We start from the raw sequence: 23061 nt of genomic DNA on the forward strand, positions 1-23061 counted from the left end.
GGTCAACGCCCTTCGTGAATCTGCTCGAACTGTGCGGACTTGGCGGCGAGGAGGGCTTCGAGGTCCTCGATGGACAGCTCGTCGAGCTCGGCCTCGGCGACCGACTCGGCGGCGGCCTGCACCGGTTGCTCGACGGCGGCCTCCAACGCGATCTCCATCTGCTCCGCGAGGAACGGCACCATCACCTCGATCGAGGGGAAGCGCCAGGTGAGAGTGGCCGGCAGGTCGGTGCCGGTGGATGCCTCCAGGCGCTTGCGCAGCTCCAGGGACATCAGCGAGTCGAATCCGAGGCCGACCAGCGGCGCCGCCGGGTCGACCAGCGACGGCTCCAGGCCCAGCACCTTGGCGGCCTGGTCGACACAGTGCCGCACCAGCAGGGTCCGGCGGCGCCGGCCCGGCTCCACGGCCAGCAGCCGACCGCGCAGTTCGCCGGACGCCTGCCGGGAGCCGGCCCCGGCGGCCGCGCCCGTCCGGTCGGCGACCAGGTCGAGCAGCAGCGCGGGCAGCAGGCCGCCGGCCGCGGCCTCGGCGAGGCGCTCCCGGTCCAGCGGCAGCACACAGGCCAGCGGGTCGGTGGTGCGCATCAGCCGGTCGAACGCGGCGATGCCGTCGGCCGGGCTCAGGCTGAGCACACCGCGGGTGGACAGCGCGCCCCCGCGGTCGGGCCGGGCGGCCAGACCCACCTCGGACCACGGGCCCCAGGCGATGCTCAGCGCGGGCAGGCCCTGGGAGCGGCGGTGCAGCGCCAGTCCGTCCAGGAACGCGTTGGCGGCGGCGTAGTTGGCCTGGCTGGCGGAGCCGAGCAGCGCGGCGGCCGAGGAGTAGAGGACGAAGAAGTCCAGCTCCCGTTCCCGGGTGGCCTCGTGCAGGTGCCAGGCACCGGCCGCCTTCGGCCGGGCGACCGCCTGGAAGCGCTGCTGGTCCAGCTGGAGCAGCAGGCCGTCGTCCAGCACACCGGCGGTGTGCACCACACCGCCCAGCGGCGGCAGTTCGGCGTCCACCTCGGCGAGCAGCGCGTCCACCTCGGCGCGCTGCGAGACGTCCACCGGGCGCACCAGCACGGACACCCCGCGCTCCCGCAGCTCCGCGATCGCGGCCTCGGCCTCGGCGGACGGGGCGGAGCGGCCGACCAGCACCAGGTGGCGGGCGCCCTGGTCGGCCAGGTAGCGCGCGGTGGCCAGACCCAGGCCGCCGAGACCGCCGGTGACCAGGTAGCCGGCGCCGGGGCCGACCGGCGGCAGGTCCGCGCGGACCGCGACCTGCGTCTGCGCCTCGGGCCGCAGCACGATCTTGCCGGTGTGCCTGGCCTTGGCCATGAAGGAGAAGGCCTTGGCCGCCTCGCCGTAGCCGAAGGCGGTCACCGGCAGCGCGCCGAACTCGCCCCGGGCGAAGCCCTCGGCCACCTCGGCGAACAAGTGCCGCACCAGGGCGGGCTGTTCGGCGAACGAGTACTCCAGGTCGACGGCGAAGAACGACCGGTTGTCCTTGAGCAGACGCATCCCGAGCGGGGTGTCGCCGTAGACGTCGCGCTTGCCGATCTCCACGAACCGTCCGCCCGGGGCGAGCAGTTCCATGCTGCGGGCGAGCGCCTCGCCGGCCAGCGAGTTGAGCACCACGTCGACGCCGCGCCCGCCGGTGACGGCCGCGATCCGGTCGGCGAACTCCAGCGAACGGGAGTCCAGCACGTGCGCCACGCCGAGCGAGCGCAGCAGTTCGCGCTTCTCCTCGGTGCCGGCCGTGGCGAACACCTCGGCGCCGCAGCGCTTGGCCACCTGGATCGCGGCCAGCCCGACGCCGCCCGCGGCGGAGTGGATCAGCACCTTCTCGCCCGGCGCCAGCCGGCCCAGGTACTCCAGGCCGTACACGGCGGTGAGGAAGGCGATCGGCACCCCGGCCGCCTGCTCGTCGGTCAGTCCCTCGGGGCGGGGCACCACCAGGTGGCGGCCGGTGGTGGTGAACTCGGCCATGGTGGAGCCGGCCACCGCCATCACCGGGTCGCCGACCCGCAGGTCGTCCACGCCCTCGCCGACCGCTGCCACCCGGCCGGCGCACTCGCCGCCCAGCGGCACCACACCGCTCGGCACGCCCGGGCAGTCGCCCATCGCCTTCAGCAGGTCGTTGAAGTTCAGGCCGGCGGCGGCCACCTCGATCTCCACCTGGCCGGGGCCCGGCGCGGTGCGCCGCCACACGGTCGGCACCAGGCTCTCCAGGATGCCCGGCCGCTCGGCCAGCACCCGCAGGTTGGTGTCCCGGGCCCGGTCGTAGCGACGGCGGTGCCAGGCGCCGCCGTCCACCGCGCGGCGCGGCTCCAGACGGGGCGTCAGGCAGGTCCCGCCGCGCACCGCCAGCTGGGCGGGGCCGGACTCGGCGAGCAGCCGGTCGGCCAGCAGCGCCGCCTCGACGGCCGAGCCCGGAGCGGTCGCCGGGTCCAGGTCGACGACGAGCGGCCGCAGCTCGGCGTGCTCCAGGACGGCCACCCGGGCCAGACCCCACAGCGGGGCCTGGGCGAGCGCGACGGCCGGCCCGTCGCCCGGGACGTGCTGGGCGCCGCGGGTGAGCAGCGCCAACCGGGGCGGGGCGGCGAAGCCGGCGCCGGCCAGCGCCTGCACGGCGTGCAGGGCGGCGGCGGTGGCCGCGTCCTGCCCGGTCCACAGCAGGTGCTCGCCGCCGTCCGCCTCCGGCTCGGGCGCGTCCAGCGCCCAGGCGCTCAGCACGCCGAGGCAGCTGCCGGGGCGGGAGTCGCGCAGCTCGGCGAGGAGCCCGGGCAGGGCGTCGGGGGCCAGCGGCGGCAGCCGGTGGGCGTCCGGGCCGAGTCGTTCGGCCCGCTCGCCGGCGGTGGCGGTGACCACCTGGGCGCCGCGGGAACGCAGTTCGGCGGCGAGCGCGTCGGCGGTGCCGCCTTGGTCGGCGAGCAGCAGCCACCAACCGCCCGGCTCGACGCCCTCGGCGGGCGCGGGGGCGTCGGCCGGCTGCCAGGCGAGGTCGAGCAGGGCCTCCGCTCCCGGCTCGGTGTCCGCGGCGCCGCCGAGGCGTTGCAGGGTGATGCCGTCCAGGGTGCCGAGGACGGTGCCGTCGGCGGCCAGCAGCTCCACCCGGCAGCCGGCGAAGCCGTCCGGCTCGGCGGTGCCGCGCACCGCGTGCGCCCAGGCCGGCACGGCGCGGGCGGTGTGCAGGGTGAACGAGCCGACGCCGACCGGGAGATGGGTGGCGGTGCCGTCCAGGGCGCCGTCCAGCGCGGCGGCCAGCGCCTGCAGGCAGCTGTCCAGGACGGCGGGGTGGACCAGGTGGGCGGCGCTCTCGCCGGTGAGCTCCACCGCGTCGCGCAGCTCGGCGAGCGCCTCGCCGGTGCCGCGCCGCAGCGTGCGCACGCCCTGGAAGGCGGGGCCGTAGCCGATCCCGGCGCGCTCCATCGCCCGGTAGAGGCCCTCGGCCTCGACCGGCTCGGCGCAGCGGGCCCGCAGTTCGGCCAGGTCGACGGGGGCCGGCGCGGCCTCGTCGGCGGCCCGGTAGCGGCCCGTGGCGGCCTCGGTCCAGCCGCCGTCCGCCGCGGCCCCGCCGGTCGGCCCGGACAGCTGGCGGAAGGAGCCGGTGTTCCCGGCGCCGGGCTGCAGCACCAACTGCCAGGTGGCGTCGGCCGCCTCGTCGGGCAGCACGTTCATGGCGGTGAGCGCGACGTTCTCCAGCGTCACCCGCTGCTCGCCCAGCGCCTCCCGGGCGGCGGCCAGCGCGGCGTCCAGCAGCAGCGCGGCGGGCAGCACGGCGGTGCCGCCGACCTGGTGGTCCGCCAGCCAGCCGAAGCCGGCCCGGTCCACGGTGGCGCTCCAGTGCAGGGTGCGGGGCTCGACGGCGGAACGCAGCGCGGTCTCGCGCAGCGGGTGGCCGCCGGCGGTGCGGCGGCGGACCGCCGGGCCGTCGGTGAGCCGGCTCTGCTGGTGCTGCCAGGGGTAGGACGGCAGCGTCAGGTTGGGGCCGCCCACGGGGAGCAGCCGGCTCCAGTCCACCGGGTGACCGGCGCAGTGCAGTTGGGACAGCGCGGCGAGCAGCGCGGGGCGGCCGGGCTCGTCGCGGCGCAGCGAGCCGACCGCGACGCCGTCGGCGCCGTCCGCGCCGAGCCGGTCCGCGATCGGGCCGAGCAGCGTCGGGTGCGGGCCGACCTCGACGAACGCGCCGTGGCCGGACTCCACCAGCGCGGACACCGCCTGGTCGAACAGCACGGGGCTGCGCAGGTTGGCGCCCCAGTAGGCGGCGTCCAGCTCGGCGCCGTCCAGCAGCCGGCCGTGCACGGTGGACAGGAACGGCACCTTGGTCGGGCGCGGCGCCAGGCCCTCCAGCAGGCGGCGCAGGTCGTCGGCGGGCTGGTCCATCAGCGGGCAGTGCGAGGGGAACTCGACCGACTCCAGCACCCGGCAGAACAGCCCGTCCGCGGTCAGGCGGGCGGCCAGCTCCTCGATCTCGGCGCCGTCGCCGGACAGCACCGCGGACTGCGGGCCGTTCGCCCCGGCGACCCAGACCCGGGCCAGGCCGGAGCCGGCCACCAGCCGCTCGGCCTCGTCGAAGCCGACGCCGACCACGGCCATCCGGCCCCGGCCGACCGCCGAGTGCAGCACCCGGCCGCGGTGCAGCGCCACCAGCAGCGCCTCCTGCAGGGTGAGCGCCCCGGCGACGTGCGCGGCGGCGATCTCGCCGACGCTGTGGCCGACCACGGTGTCCGGCCGCACGCCCCAGGCCTGCCACTGGGTGGCCAGCGCGATCTGCACGGCGCACAGCGCGGGCTGGCCGACGGCGGTGTCGGTGAGCCTGGACTCCTGCTGCCCGGCGGCGAGTTGGGCCAGCAGCGACCAGTTGGTGTGCGGGCGCAGCAGTTCGTCGCAGCGCTCCAGGACGGCGCGGAACACCGGCTCGTCCATCAGGTCGGCGGCCACCGGCCACCAGCGCGGCCCCTGGCCGCAGAACACGAACGCGGTGCGCGAGGTGCGGCCGAGCACCCGGCTGCCGTGCAGCAGTGCGGGGTGCTCCTCGCCGGCCAGGAACGCGGCCAGCCCGGCCTGCCACTCCTCGACGGTGCTGCCCAGCACGGCGAGGCGGTGCTCGGGGTGCTGGGTGCGGCGCAGCGCGGCGGTGGCGGCGGTGGCGGTCAGCGGCGCGCCGTCCGCGCGGTCCAGCAGCTCGCGGTAGCGCTCGGCGAGCGCGGTCAGCGCCTGCGGGTCGCGGGCCGACAGCAGCAGCGGCCGGACGGCGGCCGCGTCGCCGGCGGCCGGCGCGGCCGGACGGGTGCGCGGCCCCTCCTCCAGCACCAGGTGCGCGTTGGTGCCGCCGAAGCCGAAGGAGCTGACGCCGGCCAGCGCCGGGCCGGCGGTGACGGGCCAGGGCTGCGCCCGGTCGACCACCCGCAGCGCCAGCTCCCGGAACGGGATGTGCGGGTTGGGGGTCTCGAAGTGCAGGCTGGCCGGGATCGAGCGGTGGCTGAGCGCCAGCGCGGCCTTGATCAGGCCGCCGATGCCGGCCGCGGCCTCCATGTGGCCGAGGTTGGACTTGACCGAGCCGATCAGCATCGGCTGCTCCGGGGCGCGGTCCGCGCAGAGCACGGCGGACAGCGCCTGGGCCTCGATCGGGTCGCCGAGCAGGGTGCCGGTGCCGTGCGCCTCGACGTACTGCACCTGCTCGGGGCGGACCCGGGCCGCGTCGTAGGCGGCGCGCAGCACCGCCTCCTGGGCGAGCGGGTTGGGGGCCATGATGCCGTTGCTGCGCCCGTCCTGGTTGACGGCGCTGCCGCGCACCACGGCGTAGATCCGGTCCTTGTCGGCGAGCGCCCGGCCGAGCGGCTTGAGCACCACCACGCCGCAGCCCTCGGCCCGGACGTAGCCGTCGGCGCGGGCGTCGAACGCCTTGCAACGGCCGTCCGAGGCCATCGCCCCGGCCTTGGAGAAGTTGACGGCCAGCGCCGGGGAGAGGATCAGGTTGACGCCCGCGGCCAGCGCCAGCGTGCACTCGCCGGAGGCCAGCGCGGCGGCGGCCTGGTGGACGGCGACCAGCGAGGACGAGCAGGCGGTGTCCACGGCCATGCTGGGACCGCGCAGGTCGAACAGGTAGGAGAGCCGGTTGGCGGCGATGCTCAGCGCGCTGCCGGTGCCGGTGTAGGCGTCGATCTTCTCGATCTCGTGGAAGTTCTGCACACCGTGGTCGAAGCTGGAGATGCCGACGAAGACCCCGGTGGCGGTGCCGGCCAGCTGCTCGGCGGGCAGGCCGGCGTCCTCCAGCGCCTCCCAGGCGACCTCGGCCAGCAGCCGCTGCTGCGGGTCCATCCGGGCGGCCTCGGCCGAGGAGATGCCGAAGAACTGCGCGTCGAAACCGTGCACGTCGTCCAGGAAGCCGCCCCAGCGGCTGGTGGTGCGGCCCGGCTCGGCGGGGTCGTCGGTGGCGTAGTCGGCGAGCTTCCAGCGGTCCTCGGGCACCTCGGTGACGGCGTCACGGCCCTCGGTGAGCAGCTGCCAGAAGCCCTCGGGGCCGTTGGCGCCGCCGGGGAAGCGGCAGCCGATGCCGACCACGGCCATCGGCTCGGCGGCGTACTCGGCGGTGGCGGCGGGGGTCAGGAACGCCGGGACGGACGCGGGCTCGGCGGGCTCTGCGGGCTCGGGGGCCTGCGGGGCCCCGACCGCCGCGGGCTCGGCGCCGGCCAGGTGCGCGGCGAGCGCCTCGACGGTCGGGTAGGCCCAGGCGAGGGTGGCCGAGAGGGTGCGGCCCAGGTGGCGCTCCAGCTCGCCGATCAGCGAGACCAGGTCGACCGAGCGCATGCCCAGCCCGGCGATCGGCGCCGTGCGGTCGATGCCGGCCGGGTCGCAGTCCAGGGTGCGGGCCAGCCGCTCGGTCAGCCAGGCCTCGATCTCCTGGGCGCCGGGGGCCTGCGGCGCGTCCTCGACGACGGGCTCGGCGGCGGTGACGGGCTCGGCAGCGGGCTCGGCGGCCTTGGGCACGTTGCCGTCCGCGGTCCAGACGGCGAGCGGGCGCATGCTGCCGGCCAGGTAGGTGTCCAGGCAGAGCGAGCGCTGCAGCTTGCCACTGGAGGTCTTGGGCACCCCGCCGCGCCGCACCAGGGCGATGGTGTGCACGGGGATGCCGTGCACCTCGGCGACCCGGGCCCGGATCGCGGCGAAGACGGCCTCGGCGTCCAGGTCCTGCGGCCTGCCGCCCACCTCGTGCACGATGATCAGCCGCTCGGCGCCGTCGATCTCGCGGGTTCCGGCGATGCCGCAGCCCTGGCGCAGCCCCGGGTCCACCGACTCGATGGAGCGCTCGATGTCCTGCGGGTAGTGGTTGAGGCCGTCGATGATGATCAGGTCCTTGGCGCGGCCGGCCACGTAGAGCTCGGTGCCGTCCAGGAAGCCCAGGTCGCCGGTGCGCAGGAACGGACCCTCGCCGGTGTCGTCGATGGTGGCCCGGAAGATGTTCTCGGTCTCCTGCGGGCGCGCCCAGTAGCCGTGCGCCATGCTCGGACCGGCCAGCCAGATCTCGCCGACCTTGCCGTCCGGCAGCCGGCGCCGGGTCACCGGGTCGACGATGGCCAGCTGCTGGTCCTCCAGCGACGGGCCGCAGCCGACGACGGTGCGGAACTCCTCGCCGTCCACCGCGTCCACCGCGGTGGCCTGCTCGGCGAGCGCGGTGGCCTGCAGCCTGCGCACCGCCCCCCGCTCGCCGAGGTGCCCGCCGGTGACGGCGAGGGTGGCCTCGGCCAGCCCGTAGCCGGGCATGAAGGCCCGGCGGCGGAACCCGGACGTCGCGAAGGCCCGGGCGAACCGGTCCATGCTCTCCAGCCGAACCGGCTCGGCGCCGTTCAGGGTGACGCGCCAGTTGCTGAGGTCGAGCGCGGCCCGCTCCTCCTCGGTGCTCTTGGCCACGCACAGGTCGTAGGCGAAGTTGGGGGCGCCGCTGAGCGTGCCGCCGGCCGTCGAGATCGCCTCCAGCCAGCGCAACGGGCGCTTCAGGAAGGCGAACGGCGGCATGAAGGTGACCGGGTAGTTGCCGAAGGCGGGCGCCAGCAGACCGGCGATCAGGCCCATGTCGTGGTACGGCGGCAGCCAGATGACCATGTGGTCGTCCGGGGTGGCGTCGAAGAAGCGGCGGTTGAGCGCCGCCAGGTTGTGCACCAGGTTGGCGTGACCGACCATCACGCCCTTGGGGCTGCTGGTGGAGCCGGAGGTGTACTGCAGGAAGGCGAGGGAGTCGCCGGTGATGTCGGGCCGCTGCCAGGAGTCGGCCGCGGTCAGGTCGATCTCGTCCACGCTGACCCAGAGCAGCTCGGCGAACGACGGGACGTACGCCGCGAACTGGTCCGCCGTCGCGGTCACCGAGGCCGGGGCCAGCACCGCCTTCGGCCTGGCGTCCTCCACCACCCCGACCAGCCGGGGCAGGGTGCGCTTGAGCAGGGTCGGATCCGGCGGGTAGACCGGCACCGCGATCACCCCCGCGTACAGGCAGGCGTAGTACGACACGACGTAGTCCAGCCCGGGCGGGCAGACGATCAACGCCCGCTCACCGGCCCCCACCCGTTCGCGCAGCAGCACGGCGAGCGCGCGGGCCCGCTGGTCGAGCTCGGCGTTGGTCAGGCAGAACGGGGCGCCCTCCCCGTCCGGCAGGAACCGGTACGTCCGGTCCTCAGGGTGCTCGAGGAAAACCGCCCGGTAGTGGTCGACGAGTGTTGTGTACTCGCTGCGGTGCCCGGCCTTCGCCATCTTTCGCTCCAGGAATTCGGGTTGCCGACTTGCCGCCTACGGAGGGTTGTCAGAAAAATTCCCGCTCCTCGGCGCCCGCAGCTTATGGGCGGACTTTGTCGGGTGTCTTCGGCATAACGGTCGAACCTTTTTGCGTCGTCCGTTTGATTCAGTCGGGCCGAAAACTCAACCAAAAGGTTGAGACGCGGTCGGGGTGATCAACATCTGGTGGGACGAGGACGGCCGGAGCGGCTCAGCACTCCGGCGGATCCACCTCCACCTGCGGAAACGACGAGGCCCCGGGCGGCAGTCGCCCGGGGCCTCGCGTGGGGGGATGGGATTGGTGCAGGTGTTGCGGATGGTGCAGGAGGTACAGGAGGTGCCGGGGTCAGCAGGCCGTCTCGACCAGCTCCACCAGCACGCCGCCGGCGTCCTTGGGGAAGACGAAGTTGACCCGGGAGCCCGCGGTGCCGCGCTGCGGAGTGTCGTAGAGGAGCCGCACGCCACGGATCCGCAGCTCGTCGCAGGCCGCGTCCAGGTCGGTCACGGTGTAGGCCAGCTGCTGCAGCCCGGGGCCCGACTTGCCGATGAAGCGCCCGATGACGGAGTCCGGGGAGAGCGGGGCGAGCAGCTGGATGCGGCTGCCCTCGGCGTCCAGCGGGTCGACCGCGAGCATGGCCTCGCGCACGCCCTGCTCGACATTCTCCTCCACGTGCACACACTGCATTCCGAAGACGCGCTGGTACCGGTCGATGGCCTCGTCGAGGTCGGGGACCGCGATACCGACGTGGTCGATACGGCGCAGGCCGATTGACGTTCCCGCCATTGCTAGAGTGTCCGTCATGCGTCGAGAGTAAGTCAGAGAATGCCCGGGTGAACAGGCCCACCGGGGAATTCACCAGGAATTGTCAAGGCATTCTCCAGGCCGACTCAAGCGGCGCTCAAGCGGTTCTGCGGCGACCCGGACTCCGGACGGCCCAAGATCTCGTACCCTGAGGGCGAGGTCGGTAAGGTCGGAGCCCGCTCAGGGCCGGGGAGGACGCGCGTGATCCGGATTCTGCTCGCCGAGGACATGTCCATGCTCCGCGGCGCGCTCGTCGCCCTGCTCAACCTGGAGGACGACCTGGAGGTGGTCGCCGAGCTCGCCAGGGGCGACCAGATCGTGTCCGAGGCGCTGCGCGTGCGACCCGACGTGGCGGTCATCGACGTCGACCTGCCCGGCCTGGACGGCCTGAGCGCCGCCGCGCAGCTGCACGACCAGCTCCCCGAGTGCCGCGCGCTCATCCTGACCAGCCTCGGCCGGCCCGGCACCCTGCGCCGCGCCCTGGAGTGCAAGGTCTCCGGATTCATCCTCAAGGACGTGCCGCCGCGTCAACTCAGCGAGGCGATCCGGGCGGTGGCGGCCGGGGAACGGGTGGTCGACCCGCAGCTCGCGCTCTCCGCCTTCGACGCCGGGGCCGAGAACCCGCTGACCCAGCGCGAGACCGAGGTGCTGCGACAGGCCGGACACGGCGCGGAGGCCGACGAGATCGCCGACCGGCTCTTCCTCTCGGTCCGCACCGTCCGCAACTACCTCACAGCAGCGGTGATGAAGCTCAACGCACGCAACCGGGTGGACGCCGTCCGGATCGCCCGCGAGGCAGGCTGGCTCGACCACCACGGTCACTGATCGCCGAAGGCCGGCCCGGCAGGATCTGCCGGACCGGCCGGGGCCGAGAACATCCCGGCCGACCAGGCCGGTTGCCGGGGTGACCGGCAATCAGGCGGGGAAGTTGCCGCCCAGGCTCCACATCACGGACCAGGGCTGGCCCGGGATGGCGGACTTCTCGAAGACGTTGCCGTTGGTGGCGCCGGAGTGGACCCGGACCTTGCCGTCGATGTCGGTCACCGTCGAGGATGTCACCGCCGAGGTTCATGCTGACGTTCCGACTCTGGTTCGGACGAAGGTCGTTCTCGTACAGCTTGCGGTCGGATTCACGTATGCGGCAGCACACAGGCGGCCTCTGCGGTCCGCCCTAGTACTGCGCGGGCACCTGGACGGCCAGCCGGAACCAGTCGGTGCCCTCGATGGCGCCGACCTCCAGCAGGCCGCCCACGCCGGCGATCCGGTCGGCCAGGTTGGCCAGGCCGGTGCCGCGTTCCCGGGTGCCGATGCGCTCGGTGTGCACCCCGTCGTTGGCCACCAGCAGGCGGAGGTTGGGGCCCTCGGTGGTGAACTCGATCCGGCAGACCTCGGCCTTGCTGTGTCGCAGCAGGTTGGTGACGCTCTCCCGCAGCACGGTGGCCAGCACGGTGTTCGCCTCGCCCGACGGCGCCGGCGCCGAGACGTCCACCTGTGCCCGGATGCCGCCCGCCGCCAGCACCCCGCGGGCCGACTCGATCTCGGTGAGCAGTGACATCTCCCGGTAGCCGCGGGCGACCGTGCGCACGTCGGCCAGCGCCTGGCGGGAGATCGCCAGCACGTCGGTGAGCTCGGAGAGCGCCTGCTCGGGCCGGACCCGGACCAGCGCGGAGGTCAGCTCGCACTTCACCGTGATGGTGGAGAGGCTGTAGCCGAGCAGGTCGTGCAGGTCGCGGGCGAACCGCTGGCGCTCCCGTTCGACCGCCATGGCGGCCATCGCGGAGCGCGCCTCGTACAGCCGGTCGACCAGCTCCACCAGCCTGGTGATGCCGTAGAGCACCAGCGAGGAGAGCAGGTTGGCCACCACCAGGTAGACCGACCCGGCCGCGGGCATGCCGAGGACCGGCCCGGTCGGCGCCAGCACCAGCAGGAAGACGCCGTACCCGATCCAGGCGTCCCGCCCGGCCAGTACGAGCAGCACCGACGCACCGGCGAAGCCCATCATCGCGCCGGTGTTCCAGTGCGCCAGGTAGAGCGGCGCGAAGGCGAGCGCCGCCTGTAACGCCAGCGTCCAGTGGCCGAACCGCCGGCGCAGGCCCGCCGCGCACGGCAGGCAGTGCACCACCTGGAGCCCGGCGATCAGCAGGAAGTCGACCATCAGGCCGGTCAGCCGGAGCGATCCGGAGATGCCGATGCAGATGTCGACCATGCTCTGCGCGACGAAGCCGGCCATGATGACGGCGAGCAGCGCCGGCGCCAGTCGGCGCGGCGGGACCCCGCCCATCAGTCGGGCCAGCAGCGCGGACGGTCCGGCCGCCCCGTCCAAATCGTCGGGCAGCCGCCGCCCGCCGGAGGCCCGCTCGTCCTCGTGGTGGCGGCCGGTCGGCCCGGTGTGTCGAGTGCGTCCGGTCAACGGTCCCCCATGTGTCCCGCAGCAGCCTGACGTCCCATTCGATCTTGAGACTCTCCGGACGAAGCATAGGCCCGCTTACCTGGCAGTCCACCCCCCTCGGCGATCACCGCGTCAAGCGGCCGTCGGCGGTCGCCGGTCACCGGTGGTCGACGGGCTCCGACGGGAATCCAGTCGGGTTCGAGGTTTCGTGCGCACCATGGCGGAGCCGTCGCGGCGCGAGGTGAGAGCCCGTCCGACGGATCGTTCCGGGCGCGGGTCGTCGGGCACCCCGACGGCCTGCCCGACGACCACGACGCGTGACCACCACGACGCATGACCACCACGACGCGTGACGACCGCGACGGGTGACGACCGCACTGCTCAAGAACGGGGGAGGTCTGGGCGTGAGATACCCGGAGATCTTCATCGCGGGAGGCGCGACCGAGCTGCCGCCCGCGCAGGACGTCCGGGCCGCCGTCGCGGCCGGGCGGCTGGACGGGCGGATCGCCGACCGCACCGAGGCCCTGGCGGTGACCGTGTCCGACGGCCCGTCGGGCCCCGAACTGGCGGCCCGGGCCGCGCGCCGGGCGTTCGCCGAGGCCGGTTCGCCCGGGCTCGACCTGCTGCTGCACGCCACCGTCTACTACCAGGGCCACGACCTGTGGGCGCCGGCCTCCTACGTCCAGCGCGAGGTGCTGGCCGACGCGCCGGGCTGCGTGCCGTGCCCGGCCGTCGAGATCCGCCAGCTCTCCAACGGCGGGATGGCCGCGCTGGAGCTGGCCGCCGGCTACCTGGCCGCCACGCCCGGGCGGAGGCACGCGCTGCTCACCGCCGGCGACCGGTTCGAGGCGCCCGGGTTCGACCGCTGGAACGGCGACCCGGGCACCCACTACGCCGACGGCGGCTCCGCGCTGCTGCTGTCCAACCGCGACGGCTTCGCCCGGCTGCGCTCGCTGGCCACGGTCTCCGCCCCGGAGCTGGAGGGCATGCACCGCGGTGACGACCCGTTCGGCGCCGCCCCCTTCGCGCACCGCCCGGTGGTCGACATGGAGACCACCAAGCGCGCCTTCGTCTCCCGCACCGGGGTCGGCCGGTGCACCGCGCTGGTCTCGGCCGGGCAGCGCCGGGCCCTGGAGACGGCGCTGGACGAGGCGGGCAACAAGCTCGCCGACATCGACTGGTTCGTTCTGCCGCACCTGGGCCGGCGACGGCTGGAGGCGGCCTTCTTCACACCGTTCGGCATCGACCCGGAACGGTCCACCTGGCCGTGGAGCCGCGCCGTCGGCCACCTGGGCGCCGGGGACCAGTTCGCGGGCCTGGACCACCTGCGGCGCAGTGGTGCGCTGCGGCCCGGCCAACTGGTGCTGCTGGTCGGCATCGGCGCCGGCTTCACCTGGTCGTGCGCGGTCATCGAGGTGCTCGGGCCGCCGCGCCCGAGCGGAAAGGGCACGGAAGCAGCGTGACGAGACAGAGAACGCCCGACCGGCGGGTGGTGATCACCGGCCTGGGGGCGGTGGCCCCCGGGGGAATCGGGATCAAGGCGTACTGGGAGCTGCTCACCGCCGGCCGCTCCGCCACCCGCACCATCACCCACTACGACCCCTCGCCGTTCCGCTCCCGGGTCGCCGCCGAGGTCGACTTCGACCCCGTCCGCGAGGGCCTGAGCCCGCAGGAGATCCGCCGCCTGGACCGGGCCGCGCAGTTCGCGGTGGTCGCGGCGCGCGAGGCGCTGGCCGACAGCGGACTGGCCGTGGCGGCGCTCGACCCCGGCCGGATCGGCACCACGCTGGGCTGCGCGGTCGGCTGCACCACCAGCCTGGAGCAGGAGTACGTGGTGGTCAGCGACGGCGGCCGGCACTGGGAGGTCGACCACGGTTACGCGGTCCGCGACCTGTACCGCCACTTCGTGCCCAGCTCGATGGCGGTGGAGGTGGCCCGGCTGGCCGGCGCCGAGGGCCCGGCCGCAGTGGTCTCCACCGGCTGCACCTCCGGTCTGGACGCGCTCGGCCACGCGGCCGAGCTGATCCGGGAGGGCTCCGTCGACGTGATGGTGGCCGGCGCCACCGAGGCGCCGATCTCGCCGATCACCTCGGCCTGCTTCGACGCGATCCACGCCACCACTCCCCGCAACGACGACCCGGAGCACGCCTCCCGGCCGTTCGACCGGACCCGCAACGGCCTGGTGCTGGGCGAGGGTTCGGCGGTGCTGATGCTGGAGGAGCTGGAGCACGCCCGGCGCCGCGGCGCCCGGATCTACGCCGAGATCGCCGGCTTCGCCTCGCGCTGCAACGCCTACCACATGACCGGTCTGAAGGCGGACGGCGTCGAGATGGCCGCGGCGATCACCGCCGCCATGGACGAGGCCCGGCTCGGCCCCGACAGCCTGGACTACATCAACGCGCACGGCTCCAGCACCAAGATGAACGACCGTCACGAGACCGCGGCGTTCAAGGTCAGCCTGGGCGAGCACGCCTACCGCACCCCCGTCAGCTCGATCAAGTCGATGATCGGCCACTCGCTGGGCGCCATCGGCGCGTTGGAGATCGCCGCCTGCGCGCTGGCGATGGAGCACAGCACGGTGCCGCCCACCGCCAACCTGCACGAGCCGGACCCGGACTGCGACCTGGACTACGTGCCGCTCCAGGCCCGGGTGCAGCGCACCGACGCGGTGCTCAGCGTCGGCAGCGGTTTCGGCGGCTTCCAGAGCGCCATGGTGCTGGCCCGCCCGGATCGGAGAATGCCATGACCGCCGTCGTCACCGGTATCGGGGTGGCCGCCCCCAACGGCCTCGGGACCGACGCCTACTGGCGGGCCGCGCTGGCCGGCCGCGGCGGACTGCGCCCGCTCACCCGGTTCGACGCGTCCTCCTACCCGTCCCGGGTGGCGGGCGAGATACCGGACTTCGAGGCCGCGGAGCACCTGCCCAGCCGGCTGCTGCCGCAGACCGACCGGATGACCCGGCTGGCGCTGTTCGCCGCGGAGGGCGCCATCGCCGACGCCGGGCTGCGCCCCGAGGAACTGCCGCGCTACGGCGCCGGAGTGGTGACCGCGGCCTCCGGCGGCGGCGTCGAGTTCGGCCAGCGCGAGCTGCAGGCGCTCTGGTCGCAGGGCAAGGACCACGTCAGCGCCTACCAGTCGTTCGCCTGGTTCTACGCCGTCAACTCCGGCCAGATCTCAATCCGGCACGGCCTGCGCGGGCCGAGCGGGGTGCTGGTCACCGAGCAGGCCGGCGGCATCGACGCGCTGGGCCACGCCCGGCGGCACATCCGCCGCGGCACGCCCGTGGTGGTCTCCGGCGGGGTCGACGGGGCGCTCTGCCCGTGGGGCTGGGCGCCGCAGATCGCCACCGGGCTGCTCTCCACCGCGGCCGACCCGGACCGCGCCTACCTGCCGTTCGCCTCCGACGCCGGCGGCTACGTGCCCGGCGAGGGCGGCGCCATCCTGGTCCTGGAGGACGACGAGCAGGCCCGCGCCCGCGGCGCCCGCCGGTACGGCGAGGTCGCCGGGTACGCGGCCACCCTGGACCCGGCGCCGGACAGCGGACGCCCGCCCGGGCTGCTGCGGACCGCCCGGCTCGCCCTCGACGACGCCGGGATCGGCCCGGACGAGGTGGACGTGGTGTTCGCCGACGGCGCGGCCGTGCCCGAGCTGGACCGCATCGAGTCCGACGCCCTGACCGAGCTGTTCGGCCCGTACGGGGTGCCGGTCACCGTGCCCAAGAGCATGACCGGGCGGCTCTTCGGCGGCGCCGCGCTGGACGTCGCCACCGCGCTGCTGGCGATCCGCGACGGGCTGATCCCGCCGACCGCGCCGGTCGACGCGCCGGCCGCCGAGCACCGCATCGACCTGGTCACCGGGGCGCCGCGCCCGGCCCGGCTGCGCACCGCACTGGTGCTGGCCCGTGGCTACGGCGGCTTCAACTCCGCGCTGGTCCTGCGCGGCTGCAACGACACCACCGATTCCGAGGAGACCGCCCGATGAGCGTCCTTGACCTGCCCACCCTGACCCGGATCCTGCGCGAGAACGCCGGCGCCGACGAGTCCGTCGACCTGTCCGGCGACATCCTCGACGTCCCGTTCCCGGAGCTCGGCTACGACTCGCTGGCGCTGCTCCAGGCCATCGGCGTGATCCAGCGCGACTTCGGCGTCGAGCTGGACGACGACGCCGCCTCGGCGGAGACGCCCCGGGAGTTCCTCACCGTGGTCAACGGCGGGGAGCAGCCGTCGGCCGAGGGTGTCTGACCCGGTGGACGCCGACACCGGACTGCGGCCGCCGCGCCCGGTCGCCCTGCTGCTGCCCGGCCAGGGCTCGCAGTACCCGAACATGGCGCGCGGCCTGTACGGGCGGGTGCCCGCGTTCACCGAGCCCTTCGAGGAGGTGCTGGGGCTGCTCGGCCCGCTGGGCGAGCAGGCGCTCGCCGACTGGCTGGCCGAGCGGCCCGCGGTGGACCTCGACCACGTGTCCCGGGCCCAGCCGCTGATCTTCGCGGTGGACTACGCGCTCGCCCGGATGCTGACCGCCTGGGGGCTGCGGCCCGCCGCGTTCGTCGGGCACAGCGCCGGCGAGGCGGTGGCCGCGGTGCTGGCCGGCGTGATGTCGCTGCCGGACGCCGTCCGGCTGCTCGCCGAGCGGGTCGAGCTGATCGCCGACGCGCCGCCCGGCGGGATGCTCGCGGTCGCCGCCAACCCCGCGCAGCTGGCGCCGTACCTCACCGCCGAGGTGGTGGTCGGCGCGGTCAACGGGCCGCAGCAGGTGCTGCTGGCCGGCCCGGACCCGCAGTTGGAGCAGGTCGCGCAGCGGCTGCGGGCGGCCGGCCACACCTGCATGCGGGCCAGGGCGACCAGCGGGTTCCACAGCCCGTCGCTGGCCGACCGCTGCCGCCGCGCGCTGCCCGGGTTCGCCGGGGTGCGCCTCGCCCCGCCCGGGATACCGGTCTACTCCGGCCGGACGGGCGGGGAGCTCGACCCGGCCTCCGCCTGCGACCCGGTGTTCTGGGCGATGCAGCCCGCCGAGCCGGTGCTGTTCGCCCCGGCCCTGGACGCGCTGCTGAGCCGCGGCCCGCACCTGCTGGTCGAGGCCGGGCCCGGGCAGGGCCTGACCGCACTGGCCCGCCGGCACCGCGAGGTGGCGAGCGGGCGCAGCGCGGTGGCGCCGCTGCTCGGCACCCGGGCCCGGCAGCCCGAGGCGGACCGCCTGGACGTGCTGCGGGCGGTCCGCACCCTGGTCGAGGAGGGCCACCCGGTACGGCCGCTCGGCCTCGACGACCTCGCCCCGGCCGCCGCCCGGGCCTGAACCCCCTTTCCACAGAGGGCTTTCGACGACAGCCCGACCCCAACCTCAGGGAGCCCCACCATGGTCGAGAAGACCACCCCCCAACGCCGGCCCGCCCTGGTCACCGGCGGCACCAGCGGCATCGGCCTGGCCGTCGTCGAGCACCTCGCCGAGGCCGGGCACCCGGTGTACTTCTGCGCCCGGGACGCCGATCTGGTGGCGACGGTCGTTGAGAAGCTCCGCAGTCGGGGCCTGGAGGTCCGGGGCAGCGCCGCCGACGTGCGCGACGGCGCCGCGGTGCGCGCCCTGGTGCAGGCCGCGGTCGGCGCGTACGGCCCGCTGGACATCCTGGTCAACAACGCCGGCCGGGGCGGCGGCGGCATCACCGCCGAACTCCCGGACGAGCTCTGGGACGACGTGATCGCCACCAACCTCACCGCGGTCTTCCGGGTCACCCGCGAGGTGCTGACCACCGGCGGCATGCGGAAGTCCGGGCACGGACGCGTCATCAGCATCGCCTCCACCGGCGGCAAGCAGGGCGTGATGCTGGCCGCGCCGTACTCCGCCTCCAAGCACGGAGTGGTCGGCTTCACCAAGGCCCTCGGCCTGGAGCTGGCCGGCAGCGGGATCACCGTGAACGCGGTCTGCCCCGGCTACGTGGAGACCCCGATGGCGGAGCGGGTCCGGCAGGGCTACGCCGCGCACTGGGGGATCACCGAGGAGCAGGTGCTGGAGAAGTTCCACGCGAAGATCCCGCTCGGCCGCTACTCCACCCCCGAGGAGGTGGCCGGCCTGGTCGGCTACCTGACGACCCGCACGGCCGCCTCGATCACCGCGCAGGCGCTCAACGTCTGCGGCGGCCTGGGCAACTACTGACCGACCCTTCCCCAAGGAGCTTCGCCGTGACTGAACCACGCATCCGCACCACCCGGCACCGCACCACGGTGCCGGCCGATCCCGACCAGGTCTACGCGCTGCTCGCCGACGCCGGCCAGTGGCCGCAGGTCTTCACCCCGACCGTGCACGCCGAAGTCACCGAAGTACCGTACAGTGACCAGCAGTTGATCCACCTGTGGGCACTGGCCAACGGCGAGGTCCGGGACTGGACCTCGCGCCGCACGCTGGATCCGGCGGCCCGCCGGATCACCTTCCGGCAGGTGGTCTCCTCGCCGCCGGTCGCCTCGATGGGCGGCGAGTGGCAGGTCGACGCGGCGCCGGACGGCGGCTCCGAGGTCACCCTGCTGCACGACTGGACCACCGTGGACGACGACGAGGCGGCGGCGGACTGGATCGGGCAGGCGGTGGAGCGCAACAGCACCGCCGAACTGGAGGCGCTGAGCCGCGCCGTGACCCCCGGGCCGGACGGCGAGCCGCTGCGGTTCGCCTTCGCCGACTCGGTGGACGCCGAGGGGCCGGCCGAGGCGGTCTACGAGTTCCTGGCCCGGGCCGAGCTGTGGCCGGAGCGGCTGCCGCACGTCGACCGGCTCGACCTGACCGAGCAGGGCGACGTCCAGCGGATGGAGATGGTCACCCGGGCCCCCGACGGCTCCGAGCACACCACGGTCTCGCTGCGGGTGCTCCGCCCCGAGCAGCACACCCTGGTCTACAAGCAGACCGTGCTGCCTGCCGCACTGGCCTCGCACACCGGGCGCTGGACGGTCGAGCCGCACGGCGCCGGGGTGCGGATCACCTCCTGGCACGGCGTCACCCTGGACGTGGACGGGGTGGCCCGGCTGCTCGGCCCGGACACCGACCTGGCCGACGCCCGCGCCCGCATCCGGCACAACCTGGGCGCCAACAGCACCACCACGCTGCGGCACGCCAAGGAGTTCGCCGAGCAGATCGCCCAGCAGGCCGCTCAGCAGGCCGCCGAGCAGCAGGGGGCGGCGTGGACGCGTTGAGCCTGACCGGCCGCACCGCCGTGGTCACCGGCGCCAACCGGGGCCTCGGCGAGTCGATCGCCGAGGCGCTGCTGGCCCGCGGCGCCCGGGTGGTCTGCGCCGCCCGGGACGAGGCCGCCGCCGAACCGCTGCTGGCGCTGGGCGGCGACCGGGTGCACTTCCACAAGACCGACGTGCGGGACCCGGACTCGGTGGAGCGGGCGATGGCGTCCGCCGTCGACCGGTTCGGCGCCCTGGACATCGTGGTCGCCAACGCCGCCGTCAACGCGCCGGGGCCGGTGGCCGCGATATCGCCCGAGGCCTGGGCGGAGGCGGTGACGATCAACCTGAGCGGCACCTTCCACTGCCTGCGGGCCGCCGTGCCGCTGATGCGGGAGCGCGGCTGGGGCCGGATCATCACGCTCTCCTCGGCGCTGTCCACCCGGCCGATGCCCGGCGCCGGCGCGTACTGCGCGACCAAGGCGGCGGTGGAGGCGCTCACCCGGGTCACCGCCCTGGAGGTGGCCGCCGACGGCATCACCGTCAACTGCCTCGCCCCGGGCGTCGTCGACCGGGGCATGGGCAGGGCGCTGGCGGCGAACGAGCGGCTGTGGGGGCAGTTCCTGCCGAAGCTCGCCTCCGGCCGCGCGGGCCGCGGCGAGGAGATCGGCGCGGTGGCGGCGTTCCTGGCCGGCGAGGAGAGCTCCTACGTGAACGGCGCGGTGATCGAGGTGGACGGCGGCATGGGGCACTGACCCGCCGGCCATGCGGAAGGGGGCGCGGACCACAGGTCCGCGCCCCCTTCCGTCATGCGGTCACACCGTGGGGCGCTCGTCGACGATCGCCAGGTACCCGACCGGGTGGCCCTCCGGCGCGGCCTCCGCCGTCGTCGCCTCCGGTTCCTTCTGTGCCTTCGACCGGGCGGCGTCGCGGTCGACGAACAGCGCCGCCACGGCGCCCGCGGCCACCACCGCCGCGCCGATCCAGACCGCCGGACGCATCCCGTCGACGTACGCGGCGGCACTGCCGTAGCCGCCGTACGCGGTGAAGACCGAGGAGAGCACCGCGACGCCGAAGACCCCGCCGAGCTCGCGGACCGTGTTGTTGGTGCCCGAGGCGATGCCCTCCTCGGAGCGCTCCACCGCGCCGAGCGCCACGTCCGCGCTGGGCCCGAAGAACAGGCCCATGCCGAAGCCGTTGAGCGCGAAGCCGGGCACCAGGGCCGGGTAGCCGGTGTCGGTGCCGGTCACCAGCGCCAGGTACACCAACCCTGCCGCCTGCAGCGCCAGGCCGACGGTGAGCAGCGCCCGCCCGCCGTACCGGCCCGCCAGCACCGCGCCCAGCGGGGCGCCGATCATGGTCAGGCCGGTCCAGGAGAGCAGCCGCACGCCCGCGCCGAGCGGCCCGGCGTGCTGCACGTCCTGGAGGTACTGGGTGATCAGGAAGATCGAGCCGAACATGCCGAAGTACATCAGCAGCGACACCGCGTTGACGGCGGCGAAGGTGCGGTTGCGGAAGTGCCGCAGCGGCAGCATCGGGTGGGGGGTGCGCTGCTGCCACCAGAGGAAGGCGACGAGCAGCAGCAGGCCGGCGGCCAGCGGCAGCACCACGCCGGCGGCCGTCCAGCCCGCCTGCGGGCCGCGGATCAGGCCGTACACCACGCCGAGCAGGCCGGCGCTGGCCAGCACCGTGCCGGGCAGGTCCAGCGGGCGCGGCTCGCCGCGCTGCTCGCTCAGCCGGAGCGGGGTGAGCACCAGCATGGCCACGCCGATCGGCACGTTGATCCAGAAGATCCACTGCCAGGAGGCCCATTTGACGATCATTCCGCCGACCAGCGGGCCGAGCGCCACCGCCAGTCCGCCGACGGCGCCCCAGATGCCCAGCGCGGCGGCCCGCTTCTCGGGCGGGTAGGCGGCCGCCACCAGGGTCAGGGTGAGCGGCAGCAGGACCGCCGCCCCCAGCCCCTGGACGGCCCGGCCGGCCACCAGCAGCGCGACGTCGGAGGAGAGCGCTGCCAGCAGCGAGCCGAGGGTGAACAGGCCGATGCCGATCATGAAGAAGCGCCGTCGGCCGAACCGCTCGGCGACCGCCGAGGCGGTCAGCAGCAGCACGGCGTAGGTCAGGGTGTAGGCGTTGACGGTCCATTCCAGGCCGTCGATGCCGATGTGCAGATGCTCGCGGATCTGCGGCAGTGCGGTCGTCACCACCAGGTTGTCGAGCGAGATCATGAAGACCACGACACCTGTGACCAGCGAGGTGCGCGCGGTACTGCTCATGCTCATGAGGTTGCCATCCTTTCGGTCGTCGCCGATTCGCGGGCCGTCCCGCGCAGCGTGGAGCGGTCGAGCTTTCCGTTGGGCAGCCGGGGCAGCGCGTCCACCAGCCGGACGCGGAGCAGCTGCTGGTGCTCCGTCAGATCGGAGTTGGCGCGGCGGAGCAGGTCGGCGGCGTCGGCCGGCCCCCGGGTCACCAGGTAGGCGACGGGGCGCACCCGGTCGCCCGCCGGGGCGTCGACCACGGCGCTCTCGGCCACCTCGGGCAGCTCGTCCAGAAGCGCCTCGATCTGCCCGGGGGAGACCAGGGTGCCGTCGGCGGCCTCGAAGACGTCGCGCACCCGGTCCAGGAAGAACACGTTGCCCGCCGCGTCGAGTCGGCCGATGTCGCTGGTGGAGAGCCAGCCCTCGGCGTCCACTGCCGACGGGGTGGTCAGGTAGCCCTGCATCACGTTCGGGCCCTGGACCTGGATCTCGCCCAACTCGCCAGCGGGCAGCGGGACTCCGGTGCGCGGGTCGACCACGCGCAGCCGGCTGCCGGGCAGTGGGCGGCCCACCGAGCCGGGGCAGCGGGTGTCCAGCCGGTCCGAGGTGGCCAGCGAGGAGGTCTCGGACAGGCCGTAGCCCTGGAGCACCGGCGCGCCGATCCGCTCCTCCAGCCTGCGCAGCACGGCGGGGCGCAGCGGGGCGCCGCCGGTGGAGAGCATCCGCAGCGCGCGCGGCGCCGGGCCGGGCGGCTCGGGCGCGTTGGCGGCCGCGACCAGCCGGAACGGCAGGGTGTAGAAGTGCGTGGCCCGGTGGTCGTCGGCGTGCCGCAGCGCGTCGCCGATGTCGTGGCCGGAGAGCACATGGGTCGCGCCCGCGTGCAGCGAGGCGTTGAGGTGCATCGGGTGGTAGATCGGCAGGCCGTTGAGCACCAGCGAGTCCGGTCCCTGGCCGTGCGCGGCGGCCAGCTGGGCGGCGCCGGTCAGCAGGTTGCGGTGGCTCAGCCGGACGGCCTTGGGGCTGCCGGTGGAGCCGCTGGTGAAGAGCAGGCAGGCGGTCCCGGTGCCGTCGCCGGCCGGCGCGCCGTCCTGGCGCAGCAACGCCCGGGCGCCCTCGCCGATGGTGAACAGGTGCTCCAGCTGCGGCAGTTCGCCGCCGAACGCGGCCAACCGGTCGCGCGCCTCGGGGGTGACGATGGCGGCCCGGGCGCCGGAGAGCGCCGCGACGTGCTTCAGCAGGTGCGGCGGATAGAACGGGTTGACCGGGGCGACGGTGTTACCGCTGCGGATGATGCCGTGGTACAGCGCACCGAAGTCGGGCGCCATCGCGGCGGACAGCAGCACCACCGCGCCGGAGTCGCCCAACAGCCGTCGCAGGCCCCGGGCGTAGGCGTCGGCGCGCTCGTCCAGCTGCGCGAAGGTCAACTCCTCGCCGCCGGGCACGATCACGGCGGGCGCGTCCGGGCGGGCGGCGGCGGCCAGGGAGAGCAACCGGTCGGCGGTGCCGGTCGGGACGTCGGGCAGCGGACCACCGCTGCTGACCGCCGCGGCGGTCTCGGACGGGGCAATGACTTCGGCCATGTTCGCCTCCTGCGGCACACGGGACAGACCTCCGCGTCATCGTCGGGCGGTCCACTCGACAGCCGCTCGACCGACGCCGGAGCCGCCCCGGCTCCGCTGCGGCTCCAGAACCGGCTGGCACCCTCGCCCTGCAT

At 74.7% G+C, this 23061-nt stretch carries 15 protein-coding genes; 9 read left to right on the forward strand and 6 right to left on the reverse strand.

All coding sequences use genetic code 11. The features are described 5' to 3' along the window. Nucleotides 1-2 precede the first annotated feature (2 nt). Both ACI1MP_RS09060 and mce read right to left on the reverse strand, forming a co-directional pair. Complete coding sequence (locus ACI1MP_RS09060; protein WP_404868284.1) at nucleotides 3-8726, reverse strand: SDR family NAD(P)-dependent oxidoreductase; 8724 nt, start codon at nucleotides 8724-8726, stop codon at nucleotides 3-5. Nucleotides 8727-9093: 367 nt separating this feature from the next. Then, on the reverse strand, nucleotides 9094-9549 hold the full coding sequence (mce, locus tag ACI1MP_RS09065) for a methylmalonyl-CoA epimerase (RefSeq protein ID WP_043910497.1): 456 nt from the start codon (nucleotides 9547-9549) through the stop codon (nucleotides 9094-9096). Between the two features lie 201 nt (nucleotides 9550-9750). On the opposite strand from mce, the gene ACI1MP_RS09070 reads away from it, so the two are divergent. After that, nucleotides 9751-10374: a DNA-binding response regulator gene (locus ACI1MP_RS09070; protein WP_083462206.1), complete on the forward strand. Its 624-nt coding sequence runs from the start codon at nucleotides 9751-9753 to the stop codon at nucleotides 10372-10374. A gap of 90 nt (nucleotides 10375-10464) precedes the next feature. On the opposite strand, the gene ACI1MP_RS09075 is transcribed toward ACI1MP_RS09070, so the two are convergent. Together ACI1MP_RS09075 and ACI1MP_RS09080 are read right to left on the reverse strand one after the other, a co-directional pair. Then, the gene (locus ACI1MP_RS09075) at nucleotides 10465-10593 is read right to left on the reverse strand and encodes a hypothetical protein (RefSeq protein WP_404868285.1); all 129 of its coding nucleotides are present in this window, start codon (nucleotides 10591-10593) and stop codon (nucleotides 10465-10467) included. Nucleotides 10594-10720: 127 nt separating this feature from the next. Then, nucleotides 10721-11959: a sensor histidine kinase gene (locus ACI1MP_RS09080; protein WP_380342139.1), complete on the reverse strand. Its 1239-nt coding sequence runs from the start codon at nucleotides 11957-11959 to the stop codon at nucleotides 10721-10723. 383 nt (nucleotides 11960-12342) lie between these two features. Between ACI1MP_RS09080 and ACI1MP_RS09085 the strand changes: the two genes are divergently transcribed. Genes ACI1MP_RS09085 through ACI1MP_RS09120 form a run of 8 tightly spaced genes read left to right on the forward strand, consistent with a single transcriptional unit; the run spans nucleotide 12343 to nucleotide 19844 of the window. Continuing rightward, nucleotides 12343-13401, forward strand: a complete 1059-nt coding sequence (locus ACI1MP_RS09085; protein WP_404868286.1) for a ketoacyl-ACP synthase III family protein — start codon at nucleotides 12343-12345, stop codon at nucleotides 13399-13401. Next, nucleotides 13398-14684, forward strand: a complete 1287-nt coding sequence (locus ACI1MP_RS09090) for a beta-ketoacyl-[acyl-carrier-protein] synthase family protein (protein ID WP_404868287.1) — start codon at nucleotides 13398-13400, stop codon at nucleotides 14682-14684. The genes ACI1MP_RS09085 and ACI1MP_RS09090 overlap by 4 nt, the downstream gene beginning before the upstream one ends. Further along, a complete protein-coding gene (locus ACI1MP_RS09095; protein WP_380342146.1) occupies nucleotides 14681-15919 on the forward strand; it encodes a ketosynthase chain-length factor in 1239 nt (412 codons plus the stop codon). The genes ACI1MP_RS09090 and ACI1MP_RS09095 overlap by 4 nt, the downstream gene beginning before the upstream one ends. Beyond that, the gene (locus tag ACI1MP_RS09100) at nucleotides 15916-16179 is read left to right on the forward strand and encodes an acyl carrier protein (protein ID WP_100586138.1); all 264 of its coding nucleotides are present in this window, start codon (nucleotides 15916-15918) and stop codon (nucleotides 16177-16179) included. The genes ACI1MP_RS09095 and ACI1MP_RS09100 overlap by 4 nt, the downstream gene beginning before the upstream one ends. 4 nt (nucleotides 16180-16183) lie before the next feature. Further along, entirely contained in the window at nucleotides 16184-17230 is a 1047-nt protein-coding gene (locus tag ACI1MP_RS09105; protein ID WP_404868288.1) for an acyltransferase domain-containing protein, read from the forward strand. Nucleotides 17231-17290: 60 nt separating this feature from the next. Beyond that, complete coding sequence (locus tag ACI1MP_RS09110) at nucleotides 17291-18085, forward strand: SDR family NAD(P)-dependent oxidoreductase (protein WP_404868289.1); 795 nt, start codon at nucleotides 17291-17293, stop codon at nucleotides 18083-18085. A gap of 26 nt (nucleotides 18086-18111) precedes the next feature. Beyond that, nucleotides 18112-19110, forward strand: coding sequence for an aromatase/cyclase (locus ACI1MP_RS09115; protein WP_404868290.1), 999 nt, complete (start codon nucleotides 18112-18114; stop codon nucleotides 19108-19110). After that, nucleotides 19098-19844: an SDR family NAD(P)-dependent oxidoreductase gene (locus ACI1MP_RS09120; RefSeq protein WP_229847213.1), complete on the forward strand. Its 747-nt coding sequence runs from the start codon at nucleotides 19098-19100 to the stop codon at nucleotides 19842-19844. Before ACI1MP_RS09115 ends, ACI1MP_RS09120 begins: the two co-directional genes overlap by 13 nt. Before the next feature lie 60 nt (nucleotides 19845-19904). On the opposite strand, the gene ACI1MP_RS09125 is transcribed toward ACI1MP_RS09120, so the two are convergent. Both ACI1MP_RS09125 and ACI1MP_RS09130 read right to left on the reverse strand, forming a co-directional pair. After that, nucleotides 19905-21365, reverse strand: coding sequence for an MFS transporter (locus ACI1MP_RS09125; protein ID WP_404868291.1), 1461 nt, complete (start codon nucleotides 21363-21365; stop codon nucleotides 19905-19907). Between the two features lie 2 nt (nucleotides 21366-21367). Further along, complete coding sequence (locus tag ACI1MP_RS09130) at nucleotides 21368-22927, reverse strand: class I adenylate-forming enzyme family protein (protein WP_404868292.1); 1560 nt, start codon at nucleotides 22925-22927, stop codon at nucleotides 21368-21370. Nucleotides 22928-23061 lie beyond the last annotated feature (134 nt).

Source organism: Kitasatospora griseola, from assembly GCF_044999035.1.
In the GTDB taxonomy this organism is placed as follows: domain Bacteria; phylum Actinomycetota; class Actinomycetes; order Streptomycetales; family Streptomycetaceae; genus Kitasatospora; species Kitasatospora griseola.